14 protein-coding genes are annotated in these 18,114 nt (G+C 72.9%); 6 read left to right on the forward strand and 8 right to left on the reverse strand.

Translation table 11 applies throughout. The features are described 5' to 3' along the window. From ABD352_RS24315 to ABD352_RS24325, 3 genes are all read right to left on the reverse strand, one after another. The coding region (locus tag ABD352_RS24315; RefSeq protein WP_344614776.1) for a hypothetical protein at nucleotides 1-237 on the reverse strand (237 nt) is incomplete at its 3' end. 82 nt (nucleotides 238-319) lie between these two features. Beyond that, nucleotides 320-1,093, reverse strand: a complete 774-nt coding sequence (locus ABD352_RS24320; protein ID WP_344614777.1) for a WD40 repeat domain-containing protein — start codon at nucleotides 1,091-1,093, stop codon at nucleotides 320-322. A gap of 258 nt (nucleotides 1,094-1,351) precedes the next feature. Next, complete coding sequence (locus ABD352_RS24325) at nucleotides 1,352-1,624, reverse strand: hypothetical protein (protein WP_344614778.1); 273 nt, start codon at nucleotides 1,622-1,624, stop codon at nucleotides 1,352-1,354. Nucleotides 1,625-1,870: 246 nt separating this feature from the next. Between ABD352_RS24325 and ABD352_RS24330 the strand changes: the two genes are divergently transcribed. Further along, nucleotides 1,871-5,203: an ATP-binding protein gene (locus ABD352_RS24330; RefSeq protein WP_344614779.1), complete on the forward strand. Its 3,333-nt coding sequence runs from the start codon at nucleotides 1,871-1,873 to the stop codon at nucleotides 5,201-5,203. A gap of 139 nt (nucleotides 5,204-5,342) precedes the next feature. Further along, entirely contained in the window at nucleotides 5,343-6,734 is a 1,392-nt protein-coding gene (locus tag ABD352_RS24335; RefSeq protein ID WP_344614780.1) for an FAD-binding oxidoreductase, read from the forward strand. A gap of 381 nt (nucleotides 6,735-7,115) precedes the next feature. Here ABD352_RS24335 and ABD352_RS24340 read toward each other — a convergent pair whose 3' ends face one another. Continuing rightward, nucleotides 7,116-8,297 (reverse strand): MFS transporter, encoded by a 1,182-nt coding sequence (locus tag ABD352_RS24340; protein WP_344614781.1) that lies wholly within the window; start codon nucleotides 8,295-8,297, stop codon nucleotides 7,116-7,118. 73 nt (nucleotides 8,298-8,370) lie between these two features. Here ABD352_RS24340 and ABD352_RS24345 point away from each other — a divergent pair, with 73 nt between their 5' ends. From ABD352_RS24345 to ABD352_RS24360, 4 genes are all read left to right on the forward strand, one after another. Continuing rightward, nucleotides 8,371-9,126, forward strand: coding sequence for a DeoR/GlpR family DNA-binding transcription regulator (locus ABD352_RS24345; protein WP_344614782.1), 756 nt, complete (start codon nucleotides 8,371-8,373; stop codon nucleotides 9,124-9,126). A 5-nt stretch (nucleotides 9,127-9,131) separates the two neighbouring features. Further along, nucleotides 9,132-9,446 carry an HAD-IA family hydrolase gene (locus ABD352_RS24350; RefSeq protein ID WP_344614783.1) on the forward strand — a complete coding sequence of 105 codons (315 nt, stop codon included), beginning with the start codon at nucleotides 9,132-9,134 and terminating at the stop codon, nucleotides 9,444-9,446. Continuing rightward, a complete protein-coding gene (locus ABD352_RS24355) occupies nucleotides 9,443-10,564 on the forward strand; it encodes an ROK family transcriptional regulator (RefSeq protein WP_344614784.1) in 1,122 nt (373 codons plus the stop codon). Before ABD352_RS24350 ends, ABD352_RS24355 begins: the two co-directional genes overlap by 4 nt. Nucleotides 10,565-10,652: 88 nt before the next feature. Beyond that, complete coding sequence (locus tag ABD352_RS24360; RefSeq protein WP_344614785.1) at nucleotides 10,653-10,802, forward strand: hypothetical protein; 150 nt, start codon at nucleotides 10,653-10,655, stop codon at nucleotides 10,800-10,802. 8 nt (nucleotides 10,803-10,810) lie between these two features. Here the strand turns inward: ABD352_RS24360 and ABD352_RS24365 are convergent, their stop codons facing one another. The 4 genes from ABD352_RS24365 to ABD352_RS24380 form a co-directional block, all read right to left on the reverse strand. Further along, nucleotides 10,811-13,222 (reverse strand): family 20 glycosylhydrolase, encoded by a 2,412-nt coding sequence (locus ABD352_RS24365; RefSeq protein WP_344614786.1) that lies wholly within the window; start codon nucleotides 13,220-13,222, stop codon nucleotides 10,811-10,813. A 573-nt stretch (nucleotides 13,223-13,795) separates the two neighbouring features. Then, nucleotides 13,796-16,348, reverse strand: a complete 2,553-nt coding sequence (locus ABD352_RS24370) for a glycosyl hydrolase 2 galactose-binding domain-containing protein (protein ID WP_344614787.1) — start codon at nucleotides 16,346-16,348, stop codon at nucleotides 13,796-13,798. Continuing rightward, complete coding sequence (locus tag ABD352_RS24375; RefSeq protein WP_344614788.1) at nucleotides 16,345-17,172, reverse strand: carbohydrate ABC transporter permease; 828 nt, start codon at nucleotides 17,170-17,172, stop codon at nucleotides 16,345-16,347. Before ABD352_RS24375 ends, ABD352_RS24370 begins: the two co-directional genes overlap by 4 nt. Then, on the reverse strand, nucleotides 17,169-18,101 hold the full coding sequence (locus ABD352_RS24380; RefSeq protein ID WP_344614789.1) for a carbohydrate ABC transporter permease: 933 nt from the start codon (nucleotides 18,099-18,101) through the stop codon (nucleotides 17,169-17,171). The genes ABD352_RS24375 and ABD352_RS24380 overlap by 4 nt, the downstream gene beginning before the upstream one ends. Nucleotides 18,102-18,114 lie beyond the last annotated feature (13 nt).

Here is an 18,114-nt window from a genome sequence, read left to right on the forward strand (position 1 = left end):
GGAAACGATGCGGCTGACCGTACGCGGCAGGCTGACCGTCAGGGTGGTCCGGCCGGTGACGACGTCCCAGACGCTTAGGCGGCGGTCGGCACAGCTCGTCGCGACCACCAGGCCTGAGTCGAGCATTGCCGGGAGGACCGCCCGCACGGGGCCGGGGTGCACCAGCGCGGGGCCGGAAGGCTCGCCGGTGGTGAGGTCGGTGCAGGTGACAGTATCGGCGGCGGCGCTGATCACCATGGTGGCGGTGATGTGCAGGGCAGTGACGGCGCCACGCCGGGCCGGCCCGCGGCGCTCGGCGAAGCGGCCCGGCGGGGTGAGCTCAGTGAGGTCGGCGCCGTCGAACCAGCGGATGCCGCCGTCGTAGGTGCCGGCCAGCAGGATAACGCGGCCGTGGAGGTCGCCGAGCGCGAGCGCGGCGAGCTCGTCCGGTCCGGCCACTTCGCGCCAGGACGGGCGGCGCCAGCGCGTTCGGGTCCCATACCGCGAGGGTGCCGTCCGCGCCGGCGGCGGCGACCCGATCGCCGGCGGTCGCGGCCAGGACCGGTTCGAGCGCAGGCGGGTGGGTCAGGGCGCGCAGTTCGCCGGTGGTGGGGTCGGCGGACACCGGCCGGCGGTCGAGCACGCAGAGGACGGGGGCCCGACCCGCAGCCGAATAGTCCTGTCCGCCGGCCGCATCGAACATCCGGAACCCGCCCTCGCGGTCGACGGTCGCGATCACCGGGCCGCCGTTGACGTCGACGGCGGCGACGTCGATGAAGTGCAGACGGGGCCGGGCGTCCTCCTCCAGGGTGTCGGCGAGCTCGAAGAGGTTGGTGCGATCGGCGCTGCTGCCGGCCTCCGTGGCGAACGCGAGCGTGCCGCACGCGGCGATGCGGTCGACCTCGAGCTTGAAGTCGGTCTGAATGGTCGCCGGAACCGTGCCGGCGCGCAGGTCGGCAATACGCAGCCAATGAGCCACGCCGACCAGGGCCAGCGTGCCGCCGGCGATGAAGGTCAGGACGTCAGACGGCCGCGGGCGACCCGGGAACTGTGCGAGCGGCTCCGCCGTCGCCGGATCCCAGAGCGTCAGCAGCCCCTTTTCGGCCACGGTCATGGCCCGGCGCCGACCGTCCACGGTGGTCCAGCCGGCACTGCGCAGGACGCCGGGCACGTTGCCCGGCCGGTGCGCCGCAGGCCGTCGAGGTCGTGGAAGCATAGCGTCGAGCTGCTTTCTCCCGCGCCGAAGCTGAGCAGGAGCGGCGGCCCGTCGGTGCTGATCGCGATGCCGGGTACCCGTCATGGGCGGCGGTACTGGCCAAACGGCGGCCGTCGCGCAGGTCCCACTGCAGCGGGTACCCGACCTGCGTGCCGGCTACCGCGACCCCGGCACCGACGGTGACGCGGCGCAGGCCGCCGGCCGGGCGGGGGATGTCGCCGGGGTCGGTGGCCAGCAGGTTGCGGTGCTGATGGTGCGCCACCAGGTGCGGATGGCGTCGGGGCCGCCGCCTTTGGTCAGTGATCCGTCGGTGGCTCGGTTGGGCGCGCCGAGTATTTGCCGCTGGATGTCGGTGAGGCGGGTGTCGGTGAGCAGGCTGGTGTCGGTGTCGTCGACGGGTGCCAGCCAGCGGTAGCCGTATTGGAGCATCAGGGCGATGCGTGGTTGTCCGGAGGTGTTGAGGCTGGTGGGGTGCCAGGTGCGGTTTTCGAACAGTATGACGTCGTGCTGCCAGGTGTCCGGGGGTGATCGCGGCGGGTGGGTCGATGTGTCCGGCTGGGGATGGTGATGGACTCGGGGGCGAGGTGGCTGCCGGGCAGGAGCATGGTGGTGCCGGTTGCGCTCGCAGCGTGACGCGCCTGTAGCCCGCGGGCGCGGCCTGTCTACCTTTAGTAGATGCGCTTCCGCGTGCTCGGCCCGCTCGAGGTCCGCACCGCCGACGGGGATCGGCTGGATGTGGGCAGCGCGAAGCTGCGTACCCTGCTGACCCTGCTGCTCGCCGACGCCGGCCGGGTGGTGCCGATCTACCGGATCCTCGACACGCTTTGGGGGGACGCCCCGCCCACTTCGGCGACCGGCACTGTCCAGTCGTATGTGTCGAACCTGCGCCGCCTGCTCGACCCGGGCCGGGCTGCAGGGGGCGTGTCGTCGATCGTCAACCGGGCCCCGGGGTACCTCATCGCCGCTGACCCGGCAGAGGTCGATCTGCTGCGGCTCCCCGTCCTCGTCGAGGAGGGCGGCCGGCGCCTCGACGAGGACGAGCCGGCCCAGGCGGAGGGGCTGCTGAGTGAGGCCGTAGCCCTGTGGCGCGGCGAGCCGCTGGCGGACCTCCCCGACGATGTCACCGTCACGGCGGAACGGGCCCGCCTCGCCGAGCTGCACTTGCTGGCACGGGAACGGCAGGCCGTGGCCCGGATCAGGCTCGGCCGCGCCGATGAGGCCGTCGCCGATCTGGAGCAGCTCGTCACCGCGTACCCGCTGCGGGAACGGCTGTGGGCCCGGCTTGTGGAGGCGCTGTACCGCAGCGGGCGGCAGGCCGACGCGCTCGACAGCTTCCGGCTCTGCGCCCGCACGCTGCGTGACGAACTCGGCATCGATCCCGGACCGGAGCTGCGCGCTCTCGAACAGGCCGTGCTGCGCCAGGATGTCGCACTCGTCGCGGTACCACCGCATCGGAAGCCCGAAAGGCCCGCGGCGGCGACGCCGGATGAGCCCGACGGGCGTGCCCTGGTCGGGCGGCGCGGCGAACGGGCGCGGCTGCGCGCGGCGCTCGGCGACGTGACCCGCGGCAACGGTGCGGTGGTGGTCCTGGAGGGAGAGGCCGGCATCGGCAAGACGCGGCTCGCCGAGGCGGCGGCGGCACTCGCCGGCGCCCAGGGGTGGCGGACCGTGTGGAGCCGGTGCGCCGACGACGCCGGGGTGCCGGCGCTGTGGCCGTGGAGCCAGGTCCTCGACCGGCTCGGCGGCGGGGTCCTCACCGCACCCGTCGACAGCGACCCGGACCAGTCGGCGTTCGCCCTGTTCCAGGATCTGCGGCGGCGGCTCGCCGAGTCCGCGGCGCAGGCACCACTGCTCGTCGTCCTCGACGACGTGCAGGCCGCGGACGCGACCTCCCTGCACCTGCTCGCCCTGCTCGGCCGGCATCTCGACGACATGCGCGTCCTGGTCGTCGCGACGGTCCGGACCATCGGTGAGGAGCTCGCGCCGGTGGTCGTCGAGTGCCTCACCGCGCTGGCCCGGGCACCGCGGGCGCAACGGCTGCAGCTCGGCGGCCTCGGCGAGGGCGATGTGGCGGACCTCATCGCCGCGCGCTTCGGCGACGGGCCGGACAGCGGCGCCGGCCTGCCGCACGACACGCTGGTCAAGGAGGTCCACGCGCGTACGGACGGCAACCCGTTCTTCGTCGTGGAGCTCGTCGAGTTGTTGCGCAGCGAACGGCAACTCGACGTGGCGGGGGTGCCGCTGCCGCCGTCGGTTCGCGACGTGCTGCAGCGACGGCTGGCCCGGCTGCCGGAGGCGACGGTCGAGCTGCTGCGGCTGGCCGCGGTGGTCGGCCGGGACGTCGACCTGCCGCTGCTGGAGGCGTCCGCCGAGATGGGCGCCGAGCAGGTGATCACCCTTCTGGAGCCGGCGGTGGCGAGCCGGGTACTGCTGGAGGACGACGTGACCTGGCAGTGGCGCTTCAGTCACGCCCTGGTCCGGGAGACGCTGGTCGCCGGGCTCAGCAGGGTCCAGGCCGCCCGGCTGCACGCCGTCGTCGCCGGCGTCCTGGAGAACCGGGCCGGCGGACGGCCGGTCGACGTCGAGCGGCTCGCGCACCACTCGTTCCACGCCGTGCCGGTGCTCGGTACCGCACCCGCCCGGCGGTACACGGCAGCGGCGGCGGCAGCGGCCCGGAGTCGCCTGGCGCACAGCGAGGCGGCGGCCCACACCCGCCGGGCGTTGTCGCTGCTCGGCGCCGGCGCGGCCGGTGACCGCCACGACCTGCTCGTCGCGCTCGCCGAGGACCTGCTGCGCAGCGGCCGGCTGCAGGAGGCTCATGACGTGGTGGCCGAGGCGCTCGCGATCGCCCGGCAGCTCGATGACCACGACCGCCTCGCCGAGGCCGCGAGCGTCTGGGGCGGTGTGACGTTGTGGAACTGGCGGCCGTACGGCTACGTCGATGAAGGGCTGGTCGGGCTGCTCGAGACGCTCGTGGGCCGGGCCGGCGAGGCGGACCCGACGCTGCTGGCCCGGCTGCTCGGCGCGCTGGGGGTCGAGCTGGCCTACAGCGACCGCCGCGGGGAGGGCGTCGAGTACGCAATCCGCGCGGTCGAGCTCTCCCGCCGGATCGGCGACCCCGCGCTGCTCGGCCGGACGCTGAACAACTACGGGCTGGTCGCCTGGGGCCTGCCGGACCGGGTTACCCGGCGGATGGCGGCCGCCGACGAGGCGATCGCGCTCAGCGGCCGGGAACTGCCGCTGCGGACGGAGTTCTTCGCCCGGCTGCACCGCGGGCCGCTGCGGTTGCACCTCGGTGACGCCGCGGGGTTCGCCGCCGACCTGGCCGCCGCCACCCGGCTGGGCGCGCGGCTCACCGGTCCGGAGGTTCGTCCGCACCTGCTGTATCAGGAGACCGGCCGGGCCATGCTCACCGGTGCCTGGGACGAGGCGGAGCAGCTCGCCGCGCAGGCGCACGACCACTACCGGGCCACGAGCATGTGGGGCGCACAGTGCTGCCGGGCACTGCACGAGTTCACGTTCCGCCGCCGGGACGGCCGGCTCGCGGACGTACTGGACCTGCTTGTCGACGGCGGCGACCTCGACGTGCCGCTGCTGCAGGCGGTCGCCGTGCTCGCCGTCGCCGAGGCCGGCGACCGGGACGAGGCCCGCCGGCTGCGTCGCCGGTGGCCGGAGGTGACGCCGCAGGACTGGACCACCGATTCGTTCCTCGCCGTGCGCGGCTGGCTGGCGCTGGCGCTCGACGGCGACCTCGCCGCGGCTTACCGGGAGCTGCTGCCGTACCGGGGCCGGCAGATCGTCGTCGGCACCGCCACGTCCTGCTGGGGTTCCTACGACGCTGTGCTCGCCCGTCTCGCCGCGGCGCAGGGTGATCCCGCCGCCGCGGCCGCACATTGGTCGGACGCTGCTCGCGCTGGCGAGCAGGTCGGCTCCGGATGGCAGGTCGAGCTGGCCCGGCAGGCCGGCGGCACGGGTACGACGGCCGGCGGCGGCCCGCGACCGGTGTGACGGCCGCGGGCGCGCTGGGCATGCCTGCCGGCGGCGTCCAAGCGCGGTCCAACCGGCGCTCAAGTGTCGCACCGGCGGTGCTGGAGCGCCCGCGGTCAGGGTGTGCGTGTCAACACGGCGACCTCCCGAAAGGCACACCATGTCCGCGACAGCCGCCTCATCCGCGTCCGCCCTGACGCCCCGGTTCGACCAGCTACGCCGCCGCCTGACCGGCGCGGTCGCCCTGCCCGGCGACCCGCGCTACGCGCAGCTGAGCACGCCGTGGAACGTCGCCGTCTCCGCTACCCCGGCCGCGGTGGTGGAGGCACGCAATGCGCAGGATGTGATCGAGGCCGTCCGGTTCGCTGCCGAGGCCGGTCTGCCGGTCGCGGTCCAGGCCACCGGCCACGGCATCGCCGACGCCCTCGACGGCGCGTTGCTGGTCCACACGGGTCGGCTCGACGAATGCGTCGTACACCCCGACGGCTGGGCCCGCGTCGGGGCCGGGGTTCGTTGGCAGCAGGTCCTCGACGCCGCGGCGCCGCACGGTCTGGCACCGCTGTGCGGCTCCGCACCGAATGTCGGCGTTGTCGGGTACACCACGGGAGGCGGCATCGGGCCCGTTGTGCGCACCTACGGCGCCGCCTCCGACCGGGTCCGCGCGTTCGAGGTGGTCACCGGCGACGGCACCCTGCACCGCGTCACCGCCGAGCAGGAGCCGGACCTCTTCTGGGGCCTGCGTGGCGGCAAGGGTGCGCTCGGTATCGTCACCGCGCTGGAGTTCGATCTCGTGCCGCTGCGGGAGGTCTACGGCGGGGCGCTGTACTTCGCTGCTGACGACACCGCGGCCGTCCTGCACGCGTGGCGGCAGTGGTGCGTAGGACTGCCGGAACAGGCCACCACGTCGATCGCGCTGCTGCAGCTACCGCCGATGCCGGGCGTGCCGGAGCCGCTCGCCGGCCGGTACACCGTCGCCGTCCGGTTCGTGTGGACCGGCGCCGCCGACGAGGGCGCGGCCCGGCTCGCGCCGATGCGGGCCGTCGCAGAGCCGGTGCTCGACGGGGTCGGCGTCATCCCGTACCCGGCGATCGGCATGGTGCACGCCGATCCGGTGAACCCGATGCCCTCGTACGAGGCGACCGACCTGCTGCGCGAGCTGCCGGCTGAGGCGGTCGACGCGCTGCTCGCCGTGGCCGGGCCGCAGGCCGGCTCCCCGCAGGTGATCGTCGAGCTGCGCCAACTCGGCGGCGCGTTCGCCCGGGAGCCCCACCACCCGAGCGCACTCAGCCACCGCGACGCCGCCTACACGCTGCTCACGATCGGGGTGCCGGCGCCGCCGGTCCGGGACGCGCTCGTGGCGCACGGCGACGCGGTCCGGGCCGCGCTCGCGCCGTGGGCGACCGGCGGTGCCCTGCCGAACCTGTCCGCGGGCACCGGTGCCGAGCGCCTGGCCCGCTCGTACGACCCGGCGACGCTGGCCCGGTTGTCCGAACTGGCCCGCCGGTACGACCCGTTCGGCGTCCTGCGGGCCGGTCAGGTTCCGGTCCGCTGACCGCCCGGAACCGTCCGGCGCGACACCTGCGCCGGACGGTTCCGCACCGCCGGGCATAACGGGTTTCCTGCTCACCTCGCAGGACTCGGCGGCGGTCGTCGACGGCAACTCGACGCAGACGGTCATCTGGAATGTCGCCGCCACGAATGACGGCGACCTGGTCGGCGCGGTGTGGACCGCGGGCTGGGCTGGTGGTGACGCGGTGGTTGCGGGCCGCGCCGCAGCCAGCACATAGCCCAGGCCGCGGGCCTGCAGGTCCCGGCGCAGCTTCAGTCGCCGCCGTAGAGAGGTCAGTCGATCTACCGCGTCCAGTCTTGGTTTAGTTGATCTTGTCTGGGCGGGATTCGGGCAGAGGTCCCGCCACGAGCCATCACGAGGTGGTTACACGCTCGCCGTCTCGGCGGCTTCCGCCCTGCGACTGGTTCGCACCGCCGGAGCGGTGAGGGCGGCGACGATGCAGAAGGCGAGCGGGAGCATGAGGGTGATGTTGAGCGGCGCGATATGTGTGAGGGCGCCGATGATGGCGGGCCCGGCGAGCATGCCCAGGTAGCCGAGGCCGGCGACGCGGGAGACGTTGGTGGCGGCGGCCGCGGGGTCGGTATGCCCGGCGGCGCTGAACAGCTGCGGGATAGTGCCGGCCAATCCGGCGCCGAAGAGGGTCCATCCGGCGAGTGCGACGGGGATCGACGGCGAGCAGACGACCAGGGCCATGGCGAGCGCGGCGAGTGCGGAGCCCCAGCGCAGTACGGCGGCAGGGCCGACGCGGGCGGCGATGCGGTCGATGAGCAGCCGGCCGGCGGTCATGGCGGTGGAGAAGGCGCCGTAGGCGAGGGCGGCGGTGGACGGGTCGGCGTCCAGGACGTCGCGCATCGCCAGGGCGCTCCAGTCGGCGGCCGCGCCCTCGCCGAGCATGAGCATCAGGGCGAGCGCGGCAAGGAGCCAGATCCGCAGCGGGGTCGAGCGGCGGCCGGGCTTGGTGGCGGGCCGTGCAACGGTCGTGGGCGCGGCGCGGGGCAGCAGACCGGTGGCGGAGGTCAGGGACAGGATCGCCCCGGCGGCCGCGACCGCCGTCATGGTCGTGCCGGCGCTCCAGCCCCAGCTGAGCGTGCGGGCTGCGAGCAGGGCGGCGAGGACCCCGCCGATGGAGAACATGGCGTGGAAGGCCGACATGACGGGTCGCCGGTAGGCGGCCTCGACCTGGACGGCGTGGGCGTTCATGCCCACGTCCAGGCAGCCGTGCGCGAGCCCGAGCACGAACAGCGCCACACCCAGTGTCCGGGCGTCGGCCGCCAGCGCGGGCAGGACGAGCGCGGCGCTGAGGAAGACGCCGCCGGCCGGCACCACCCGGCGGGCGCCGAACCGGTCCGCGAGGGGGCCCATCACCTGCATGCCGAGGAAGGCGCCGCCGCCGAGCAGGAGCAACAGCCACCCGAGCGTCGCATGGCTGATCCCGGCCCGATGCTCCACGGTCGGGATGTGCACGACCCAGAGCCCCTGCACGATGCCGCACAGGAGGAAGTAGGCGAAGGTGGCAGCCCGGGCCGCCCGTACAGTAACGAACATGCCTGTAAACGTAGCGAACAGAAATCATGTTCGGAACGTTGCATCCGCCGACCCGGTGGTGTTCAATAGCGGCATGACGATCAGCGACCGCCACCGGCGGATCCTCGATGCCGTCCAGCAGGCCGGCCAGGTCGGCGTCACGCGGCTGGCGGAGCTGACCGGCACGTCCGAGATGACCGTGCGCCGGGACCTGGAGCAGCTGGCCGACCAGGGGATGCTGGAGCGCTACCGCGGCGGTGCCCGCAGCCTCGTCTTGCGTGGCGAGGAGCCGCCGTTCGCCGTGCGCTCCCACGAGGGCCAGGACGCCAAGCGCCGCATCGCCGAGGCGGTCGCCGGCCTGATCGCCGACGGCGAGGCCGTCGTCCTCGACAGCGGCACCACCTGCCTGGAGGTCGCCCGCCTGCTCGCGCCGCGCCGGCTCACGGTCATGCCGCTGTCCATGCACGCGGCCAACGCCCTGGCCGGCGCCCCGCAGCTGCGGCTGCTGCTGCCCGGCGGCGAGCCCCGCCCCGACGAGCTCGCGCTGACCGGCTCCCTCGCCGAGGCGTCCCTGGCCGCGCTGCGCTTCGACACCGCGATCCTCGGCTGCTGCGGGCTGACCGCGGCCGGGATGACCGCCTACGACCTCGCCGACGCCGCGATCAAACGCGCGATCATCGCCGCCGCCCACCGCGTCATCGTGGCCGCGGAACCGGCCAAGTTCTCCCGCACGGCGCTGGCGTTCGTGGCGCCCGTGTCCGCGTTCAGCATGGTGGTCACCACCGACGACGCGGACGACGAGCACACCGACGCCCTCACCGCCGCCGGCACCATCGTCCACAAGGTGTGACCGACATGCCCGACGTCATCCTGTTCGATCTGTTCGGGGTCATCGCCCGACACCAGTCCCCGTCGGCGAAACGCACCGACCTCGTCGCCTTCTCCTGCCGCATCGGCCGGGCGAAACCGGACGCGGAGGCGTACCGCTGGTGCTGCCACGAACTCGGTCTGGCCCCCGACCGTGGGCTGCTCATCGACGACCGCGCCGAGAACGTACACGCCGCTGAACGCCTCGGGTCGCACACCCACCTGTTCACCGGCCCGGCGGAGACGGCCCAGGTGGTCGGCGCCACCTGGCCGCAGCCCGAGTCCGACGGCCGGCGAGCATGAGCCGATCCCGGCCGAGCCTGGGCACCCTGCTCAAGCACGTGCATCGCAGCGGTCCGATGTCCCGGGCTGCTCTGGCCCGCCACATGGGCGTCAACCGCAGCACGATCATGGCGCTGACTAGGGAACTTGCCGCCGCGGGCCTACTCGAGCACCAGCCTGCGGCCGCCCGCTCAGGGGCTGGGCGCCCATCGCTGCTCGTCCGCCCGCGACCGGAGCGTGCCCACGTCCTGGCCTTCGACATCGGAACAGACCGGCCGGTAGCCGCCCGAGTCGGCCTCGGCGGGCAACTCCTGGACCGCCGCGAAGCCGACACGCCCACGCACCCCTCCAGCCGGGACATGCGTGACGTCCTTGCGGAACTCAGCCAGCAGATACAGCAGTCAGCCACACCGGGCTCCGCGTGCGTAGGAGCGGGAGCCGCGCTCGGCGCAGAACCCACGACCATTGGGGCCGACCTGCAACGCCTGCTGGGACGACCGGTCGCTGTCGGTCGCCGGGCCCAGCTGGCCGCCGTCGCCGAGCGAGAACGAGGCGCCGGGGCCGGCTTCCGCGACGTCGTCTACCTGCAGGGCGGCGACCGCGTGGACGGCGGCATCGTTGTTGACGGCGCGAACCTCGGACGCCACGACGGACAGACGCCCGCCATCGGTCATATGCTGGTCGACCCACAGCACGGACGACCATGCTCGTGCGGCTCACTCGGTTGCCTCGACACCAAACTCGGACGAGACGCCCTGCTGGCGGCCGCGGGACGTGACCCCGAGGTCGGCCATCGCGACGCTGTCCTGGCGATGGTGCGCGACGCTGCGGCAGGCGACGAAACGGCGGCGGAAGCTCTCGCCATCGCCGGCGACTGGCTCGGCATCGCCATCGCCAATCTGATCACCCTCGTCCGCCCGCAGGTCGTCATCCTCGACGGCACGCTGCGCTACCTATACGCCGGCGCCGCAGAACAGGTACATGCGAGGATCGCCCATCACAGCACGCCTGACACCCGACGGCAGACAGACCTGCGGCCCGGGATCCTCGGCCAGAACGCGGCCCTGCTGGGAGCCGCAGAGCTCGGCTTCGCCGCCTTCCTCGACGACCCGTTGCACATCACCGCCGCCAGCGCCTGAACTCAACGGCATCGAGGACTACGACTGGCCCGCGGCCGAGGGGGCGTTCGAGGTCGTCGCGCCCACGCTGCCACCCAGCCAGCCGAACATGCGACGGCGAGAGGAGGCCGGCGGCGTGCTCGCCGCCGCCGGCCTCGAGGTGCTCGACGACTTACCGTACGACGCCTTCTGCCACCGCGTGGACCAGCCCATCCAGCGCGACATCCTGGTCGCAAGCAGGCCGGGCCGCACGGCGTGAAGCAGGCGCTACCGGTTGAACTGGAACCAGTTGAGGTTGACGAAGTCGGTGCCTGCCGTGCCGGTGAATGTGAGGTACAGGGTGTGGACGCCGGTGGCTGTGCCGGTCAGGTTGGTGGTGGTGCTGGTCCAGGTCTGCCAGCCGCCGGTGGAGGTGACGGGGACGCTGGCGATGATCGGGCCGGTGGTGGAGTCCAGGCGGTACTGGATGGTGCCGCTGGATGCGCCGGAGGCCAGCCGGGTCGTGACGGTGGCCGGGGAGGCCGTGCCGAAGTCGACGTTGGTGTAGGCGAGCCAGTCGCCGGGTGTGATGTAGCCGACGTTCTGGCCGCCGCCGGTGTCGGTGGTGGTCTCGGTCTGGGTGCCGGACTGGCTGGTGAAGCTCTCCGCCTGCCGGATGCTGTACGCGTTGGGCAGCGTGCCGCCGGCGTTGAACTGTAGCCAGTTGAGGTTGACGAAGTCGGTGCCCGCGGTGCCGGTGAATGTGAGGTACAGGGTGTGGACGCCGGTGGCTGTGCCGGTCAGGTTGGTGGTGGTGCTGGTCCAGGTCTGCCAGCCGCCGGTGGAGGTGACGGGGACGCTGGCGATGATCGGGCCGGTGGTGGAGTCCAGGCGGTACTGGATGGTGCCGCTAGATGCGCCGGAGGCCAGCCGCGTCGTGACCGAGGCCGGCGAGGCCGTGCCGAAGTCGACGTTGGTGTAGGCGAGCCAGTCGCCGGGTGCGATGTAGCCGACGTCCTGGCCGCCGCCGGTGTCAGTGGTGGTCTCGGTCTGGGTGCCGGACTGGCTGGTGAAGCTCTCCGCCTGGATCTGGGTGTACGCGCTGCGCGTCGTCTGCTGCGTGCCCCACGGGACCTGCGGCGAGCTGTAGTAGTTGATCCCCATCATCGTCCACCGTGGACCCTGCGCGCCGAGCCGCACCTTGAACGTGTCCCAGTTGCGTGCCGACTGCGGCGACCACGCCAGCTCGGCGAGCGCCGGCAGCCGCGGGAACGCCATGAACTCGATGTCGGCCAGCTTGGTGAGCGTCTCGGTCCACAGTGGAGCCTCGACGCCGAGGATCGCGCTGGCCGGCACGCCGGAGAGGTAGGCACCCGGGTCCCAGTTGTAGGCGGTCTGCACCTCGATCAGGCCGGCCCACGTCTGGCCGAGCGGGGTCGAGTTGGTGTACTTCATGTCGAGGTACGCCTTGTTCGCCGGCGACAGCAGGATCTTGTCGCCCTTGCTCACCGCTGCGCTCAGGTCCGCGTCCGATGTGGACGTTCCCCAGTACTGCGCGACACGGTTCGTCGTGTGGTCGGCCTTCCCGATCTGGTGCCAGCCGATGACGGTCTTGCCGGCCGCGCCGACGAAGGGCTGCACGCGGTTCATGAACGTGGTGTAGTCCGCCGCGGGCGTGCTCGACGCCTCGTCACCGCCGATGTGCAGATACGGCCCGGGGGTGATGGCGGCGAGCTCGTTGAGCACCTGCTGCACGAACGTGTACGTGACCTCCTTGCTCACGCACAGCGAGCTGAAGCCGACGTTGGTGCCGGTGTAGAGCGGCGGGGCGGTGTTGTTGCAGTTGAGCTGGGCGTAGGAGGCGAGCGCGGCGTTGACGTGGCCGGGCATGTCGATCTCGGGCACGATGGTGATCTGCCGCGACGCCGCGTAGGACACCAGGTCGGAGTACTGTGCCTTGGTGTAGTAGCCGCCCGCGCCGCCGCCCACCTGGGTGCTGCCGCCCACGGCCGCCAGCTGCGGCCAGGCGTCGATCACGATGCGCCAGCCCTGGTCGTCGGAGAGGTGCAGGTGCAAGATATTGACCTTGTACTGCGCGATCTCGTCGATGTACCGCTTCACCACGTCGGGGGCGAAGAAGTGCCGCGACACGTCGAGCATCGCGCCGCGGTACCCGTATCGCGGGTAGTCGACGATCCGGCCGCCGGTGACCGTCCATGGTCCACTCTGGACGGTCTGTGCCTCGACCGTCGCCGGCAGCAGCTGCCGCAGCGTCTGCACCCCGTGGAACAGCCCGGCCGCGGTCTGCGCGCGGAGCGTGACGGCGGCGGCGGTCACGTCGAGCTGGTAGCCCTCGGTGCCCACGCTCGGGTCGGCGCCGGACAGCAGCAGCGCGATGCCGCTCGTCGGCGTGCCGGTCGTGGTGGAGACCGGCAGCGCGTAGCCGGTCGACGGGCGGAGGATGCCGGCGAGGTAGTTGCCGACGTCGACGGCGCCGGCCGCGGCCTGGATCGCGGCGTCCGACGGAAGTGTGTAGGTCACGCCGGCCACGGGCTGCGCCGACACTGGCGCGGGTACGACGTCGGAGAGGCTCACCGCGGCGCTGGCCGGGGAGGCCGCCAGCAGGCAGACGGCGCCGGTGGCAGCGGTCGCGACGGCCACGGCGGAAGCGAGCAGCAGGTTGCGCGGGGAACGGTGCACGGCATCCTCCAGCGAAACTGTTAAGTTTCCTGCTAATTTGACGGCACGCTATGTCCCGCGCAGGAAAGTGTCAAGGGAATCCCTCCCACCGAGTTCCTCCCAGCTGCGCTGGGGACACAACAGGGCGCCTCGCGGCCACCGCTCATGCCGCCGATAGCGCACGACTTGCCAGCCAGGAAAGCGCCCTACCCGTCCTGCAAGCGTTCTTCGCCGACCTCTTCCGGACCTACCAGGCGACCTGACCGCCACCGCATCCAGTGACAACGAGAGTCCCAGCACCGCTGAACGCCGGCGATTGGCACCTGATCGCCGGTGGCGCCGCCCGGGGCCGTGGCGACGGGGTCTCGGGCAGCGCGCAGTTCGACACGATCAGCTCGATCACCTCGGCCGGCGGCGCGCTCTACAGCATCGAAGCGGCTCCACCGGGCATGGCATCTGATGGTGTTCCCCCGGCGACGGCGCAGCCACGGTTCGCACGGGTCATCGAGGCTCGATCGTCGCCGGCGCCGGCTGATGGCCGTACGCGACGACGATCGAGCGCTGCCGCAGCGGCAAGGATTGCCGACCCGCCGGTCAGGTGGTGAGCTCGTCGAAGGAGCGCACCACCTCGCCGAGTAGCGGGGACGGGATCGCCGTGGCCGCCGTCGGGGGCAGCGGGCGGCCGTCGCGGCGGGCCACGTGGAAGACGTGGCGCTCGCCGGGCAGCAGCGTGACGAGCGCGTCGTCGACCACCAGGCCCGCTGGGGCCGTGCCGAGGGCGGCGGCCAGGCGGTCGGCGAAGACACACACGTCGCGCAGGATCGTGGCCGCCGTGACGCCCACGTGCAGGCGGCCGTCCAGCACCGCCAGGTCGACGCGGCGCTGGGGTGGCGGGGGCGTGCGGTCGCGGTCCGGGCGGTACACCCAGGTCGCCCGCGACCGGTCCGCGTCCACGACGAGGAGCTCGGCCGCCGGGTCCTCCGGGCGGCCGACCTGCGGGCCGACCGCGAGGCGGGTCACCGCGCCGGGCGGGCACTCGGGCCGCAGGCGGGCCCGGGCCAGCTCGCGGCCGTCGGGGCCGACCCGGCGGACGAGCACGTCGGGGCGCCACGCGGTGACGCCGTCGTTGACGAGGACGAGCACGAGGCCGTCCGGGCCGGTCGGGTCGTGGGTCGGGCCGGGGGCCGCCGGCTGGATCGTGGCCAGCCGCGGGGCGAACGCGCGGCGCAGGGCGTGCCACAGCGGCTTCTCGATGCCCGCGACATCCACCGCCGACCAGCTGATCGCCGGCCAGCAGTCGTTGAGCTGCCACACGACGACGCCGCCGCAGCGCTCGCGGGAGCGCAGCCACTCGACGCCGGCGGCGACCGCGCGGGCCTGGACGACCTGGGTGGCGAAGTGCCAGTCGGGGCCGTCGGCCGGGGTGGGGACGTGCGGCTGCAGGCCGCGGGTGAGCTTGTGCATGCCGTCGATGGCGCGCAGGTGGTGGCGGGTCAGCGGGGAGGCGGGTCCGGGGGTCTCGCCGTCCAGCACCCGCTGCAGCGTCGTCCACGCGGCCGGGCCGCACCAGCCCATCTCGGCGACGAACGACGGGTCGTGGTCGCGGTAGTGCACGTAGTCGGCCTCGTTCCAGGCGTCCCACAGGTGGCTCGGGCCGTGGGTGTCGGCCACCGGGTCGCGCTCGATGGAGCCCGACCACGGAGAGTTCGGCACGTACGGGCGGGTCGGGTCGAGCCGGGCCAGCACCTTCGGCAGGACGTCGAGATAGAACCCGGCGCCCCAGGCGCGCTCGCCGATCTGGTCGGTCCAGCCCCAGTGCCGGCGGCCCAGCACGGTCTCGTTGCCGCCGCACCACAGCACCAGGCTCGGGTGGGCCGACATGCGGGCCACGGCCTGCTCGGCCTCGGCGGTGACGAGCGCGGTCATCTCCTCGTCCTCGCAGTAGGCGGCGCAGGCGAAGAGGAAGTCGTGCCACACCATGATGCCGCGCTCGTCGCACGCGTCCAGGAAGGCCTCGGTGACGAAGTGGCCGCCGCCCCAGACGCGCAGCAGGTTGGCGTTGCCGGCCAGGGCCTGGTCGATGCGTGCCGCGACCCGCTCAGGCGTCGCGCGGCTGGACAGGGTGTCGTCGGGGATCCAGTTGTACCCCCGCACGCGCACCGGCCGCCCGTTGACCACGATCGCCCAGCGGGTGCCGAGCGCGTCCGGCGACTCGTCGAGCTCGACGCTGCGCAGGCCGATGCTGGCGCTCGCGGCGTCGAGGACCGTGCCGTCATGCTCCAGCTCCACCTGCAGCCCGTACCGCGGCTGCCCGCCCAGCCCGACCGGCCACCACAGCTGCGGCTCGGCGACGAGCAGTGTGATCGCCGCCTCGCCGTCCTCGATCAGGCTCGTGCCGCCGGCCGCTGGCACGCCCGCGGGGTCGAGCAGCTCGGCGCGGACGCGGGCGCCGGGCGGGGCGTCGACGCGCACGTGCGCGGTGACCCGGGCGGTGCCGTGGGTGTCCAGGCGCACGAGGGGCCGGACGTGTTCGATGCGGCCGGTGTACGTCTCGAGGCGGATGTCCCGCCAGATCCCGGCGGTCACGAAGTGCGGGCCCCAGTCCCAGCCGAAGTTCGCGGCGGCCTTGCGCACGTGGGCGTACGGCTCGTCGTAAGGGCTCGGCAGCGGGCCGTGGGCGCGCTCGTGCTCGTGGGCGGCGTCCCAGGCCGAGGCGAAGCGGACCTCGATCACGTTGCCGCCGGGGCGCAGGGCGTCGTCGACCTTCCAGCGGTACACCAGGTGCTGGTCCCGGCCCGTCCCGACCAGCCGCCCGTTGACGTACACCTCGGCGAACGTGTCGAGCCCGTCGCAGACGAGGTCGGTGCGTGCGCCGGGCGCCGGCGACCAGTGGACGTGGCGGCGGTACGTCCAGCGGGAGCGGCCCACCCACAGCTGCCCCTCCTCGCCCCAGCCGGCGTCGGGGTCGGCGATGAGGCCGGCGGCCAGCAGCGCGGTGTGCACCTCGCCGGGCACCTGCGCGGGGACGACCGCGTCGCGCACCGCGTCCGGGACGCCGGCCGGCCCGCCGGACCAGGTGAGCTCCCAGGCGCCGCCGAGGTCGTGGCGGGTAAGCCCGGCCGTGGAGGCCTGCGTGGTCAGTGTCATCCCTTGACCGCCCCTGCGGTGAGTGCCTCCTGCATGCGGCGGCTCGACAGCGAGTACGCGACGTAGACAGGAAGCAGCGTGAGCACGGTTCCGGCGGTGAGCACGCCGAAGTTGGTGGCATCGGAGACGAGCGTCGGGAGGGCGACCTGGACGGTGCGCACGTCCGGCCCGGTACCGGTGATGGTGAGCGAGAACAGGTACTCGTTCCAGAAGGTCAGCAGCTGCAGGATCGTCACGCTCACCAGGCCCGGCATCGCGATCGGGATGAACACGCTGAACAGCAGCCGCCGGTGCCCGGCGCCGTCCAGCGCGGCCGACTCGATGAGCGCCCGCGGTACCGTGCGCATGAACTGGGTCAGCAGCAGCACCGACAGCGGCAGCGCGCTGGCCGGCAGGAACAGCATCTGGAACTCGCGGGTGTAGAACAGGTCCATCCGGATCGCCAGGATCACCGTGGGGATCAGCGCGGCGAACGGCGGGACGAGGAAGCCGGCCGAGAAGGCGCCGGTGATGACCCGGGCGAGCCGGTTGTCGCAGCGGGCCAGGGCGTAGGCCGCCGGCACGGCGAGCACGAGCGTCAGCACGATCGCGACGGCCGAGATGAGCAGCGAGTTCAGCAGCGCCTGGCCGAGACCCGCGGTGCGCCAGGCGGTGGCGAAGTTGCCCCACAGCCAGTGCGCCGGCGGCGCGAACGGCCGCGTGAAGATCTCGACGTTGGTCTTGAGGGAGCTGACGGCGAGGTAGTACAGCGGCAGCGCGAGCAGCAGCGCGTACAGCCACGACAGGACGGTCGCGAGCGACCCTCGCTGTTTGTGTGCGGTCATCGGGTGTTCTCCATTGAGCTGCGCAGCAGCGCTCGGACGAGGAGCATGCCGGCGACGCCGAGGACGAGCAGCACCACGCCGACCACCTGGCTGTAGCCGAGGTCGCGCTGGGCGAACGCCTTGGCGTACACCAGGTAGGACAGGGTCGTCGAGGACGTGCCGGGGCCGCCCTTGGTCAGCAGCAGGATGAGGGCGGCGGAGGTGAACAGCGTCCAGAGGTACTGCAGCATCGTCAGCGTCCGCACGTAGTCCTTGACCATCGGGAACGCGATCTGCCAGATGATGCGCAGGCGCCCGGCGCCGTCGATGCGGGCCGCCTCGACCACGTCGGCGGGCAGGCTGGCCAGCCGGGCGGCGAACAGCACCGCGGTCCAGCCGACGCCGCGCCACAGGTCGATGGCGATGAGGCTGGGCAGGGCGGTGGCCGGGTCGGCGAGCCAGGGCGTGACCAGCGAGTCGAGGCCGATCGCGCGCAGCGCGCCGTTGACGCCGCCGTCCGGGGACAGCACGCCGTAGAAGATCATGCCGGTGACGGAGATCGAGATGAGGCCGGGGGAGAAGTACAGGATCGACAGGATGCGGTATCCGCGCGGCTTGGTGCTGAGGTGGTACCCCAGCATGAACGCGAGGGGGATCATGACCGGGATGACGACGGCGACCTGCACCGCGCTGTTGCGCAGGGCGTCGTAGAACGCCGGGTCGTCCAGCACGCGCCCGATGTTCTCGGTGCCGACGTACGACGGCTCGTACAGCAGTCCCTTCCACCGCAGCGTGGCGATGACGAACATCGCGGCGAGCGGGCCGACGCAGAACACGGCGAACCACACCAGGGACGGGACGGTGAGCCACAGGACGCGTTGGTTCCGCCGTTTCCTGGGCGCGGCGGCGTGCAGCGCGGTGGCGCGCGGCAGGACGCTGGTCGATGACATCGTTGCAGTTCCT

It is taken from the genome of Dactylosporangium salmoneum, assembly GCF_039532525.1.
Lineage (GTDB): Bacteria > Actinomycetota > Actinomycetes > Mycobacteriales > Micromonosporaceae > Dactylosporangium > Dactylosporangium salmoneum.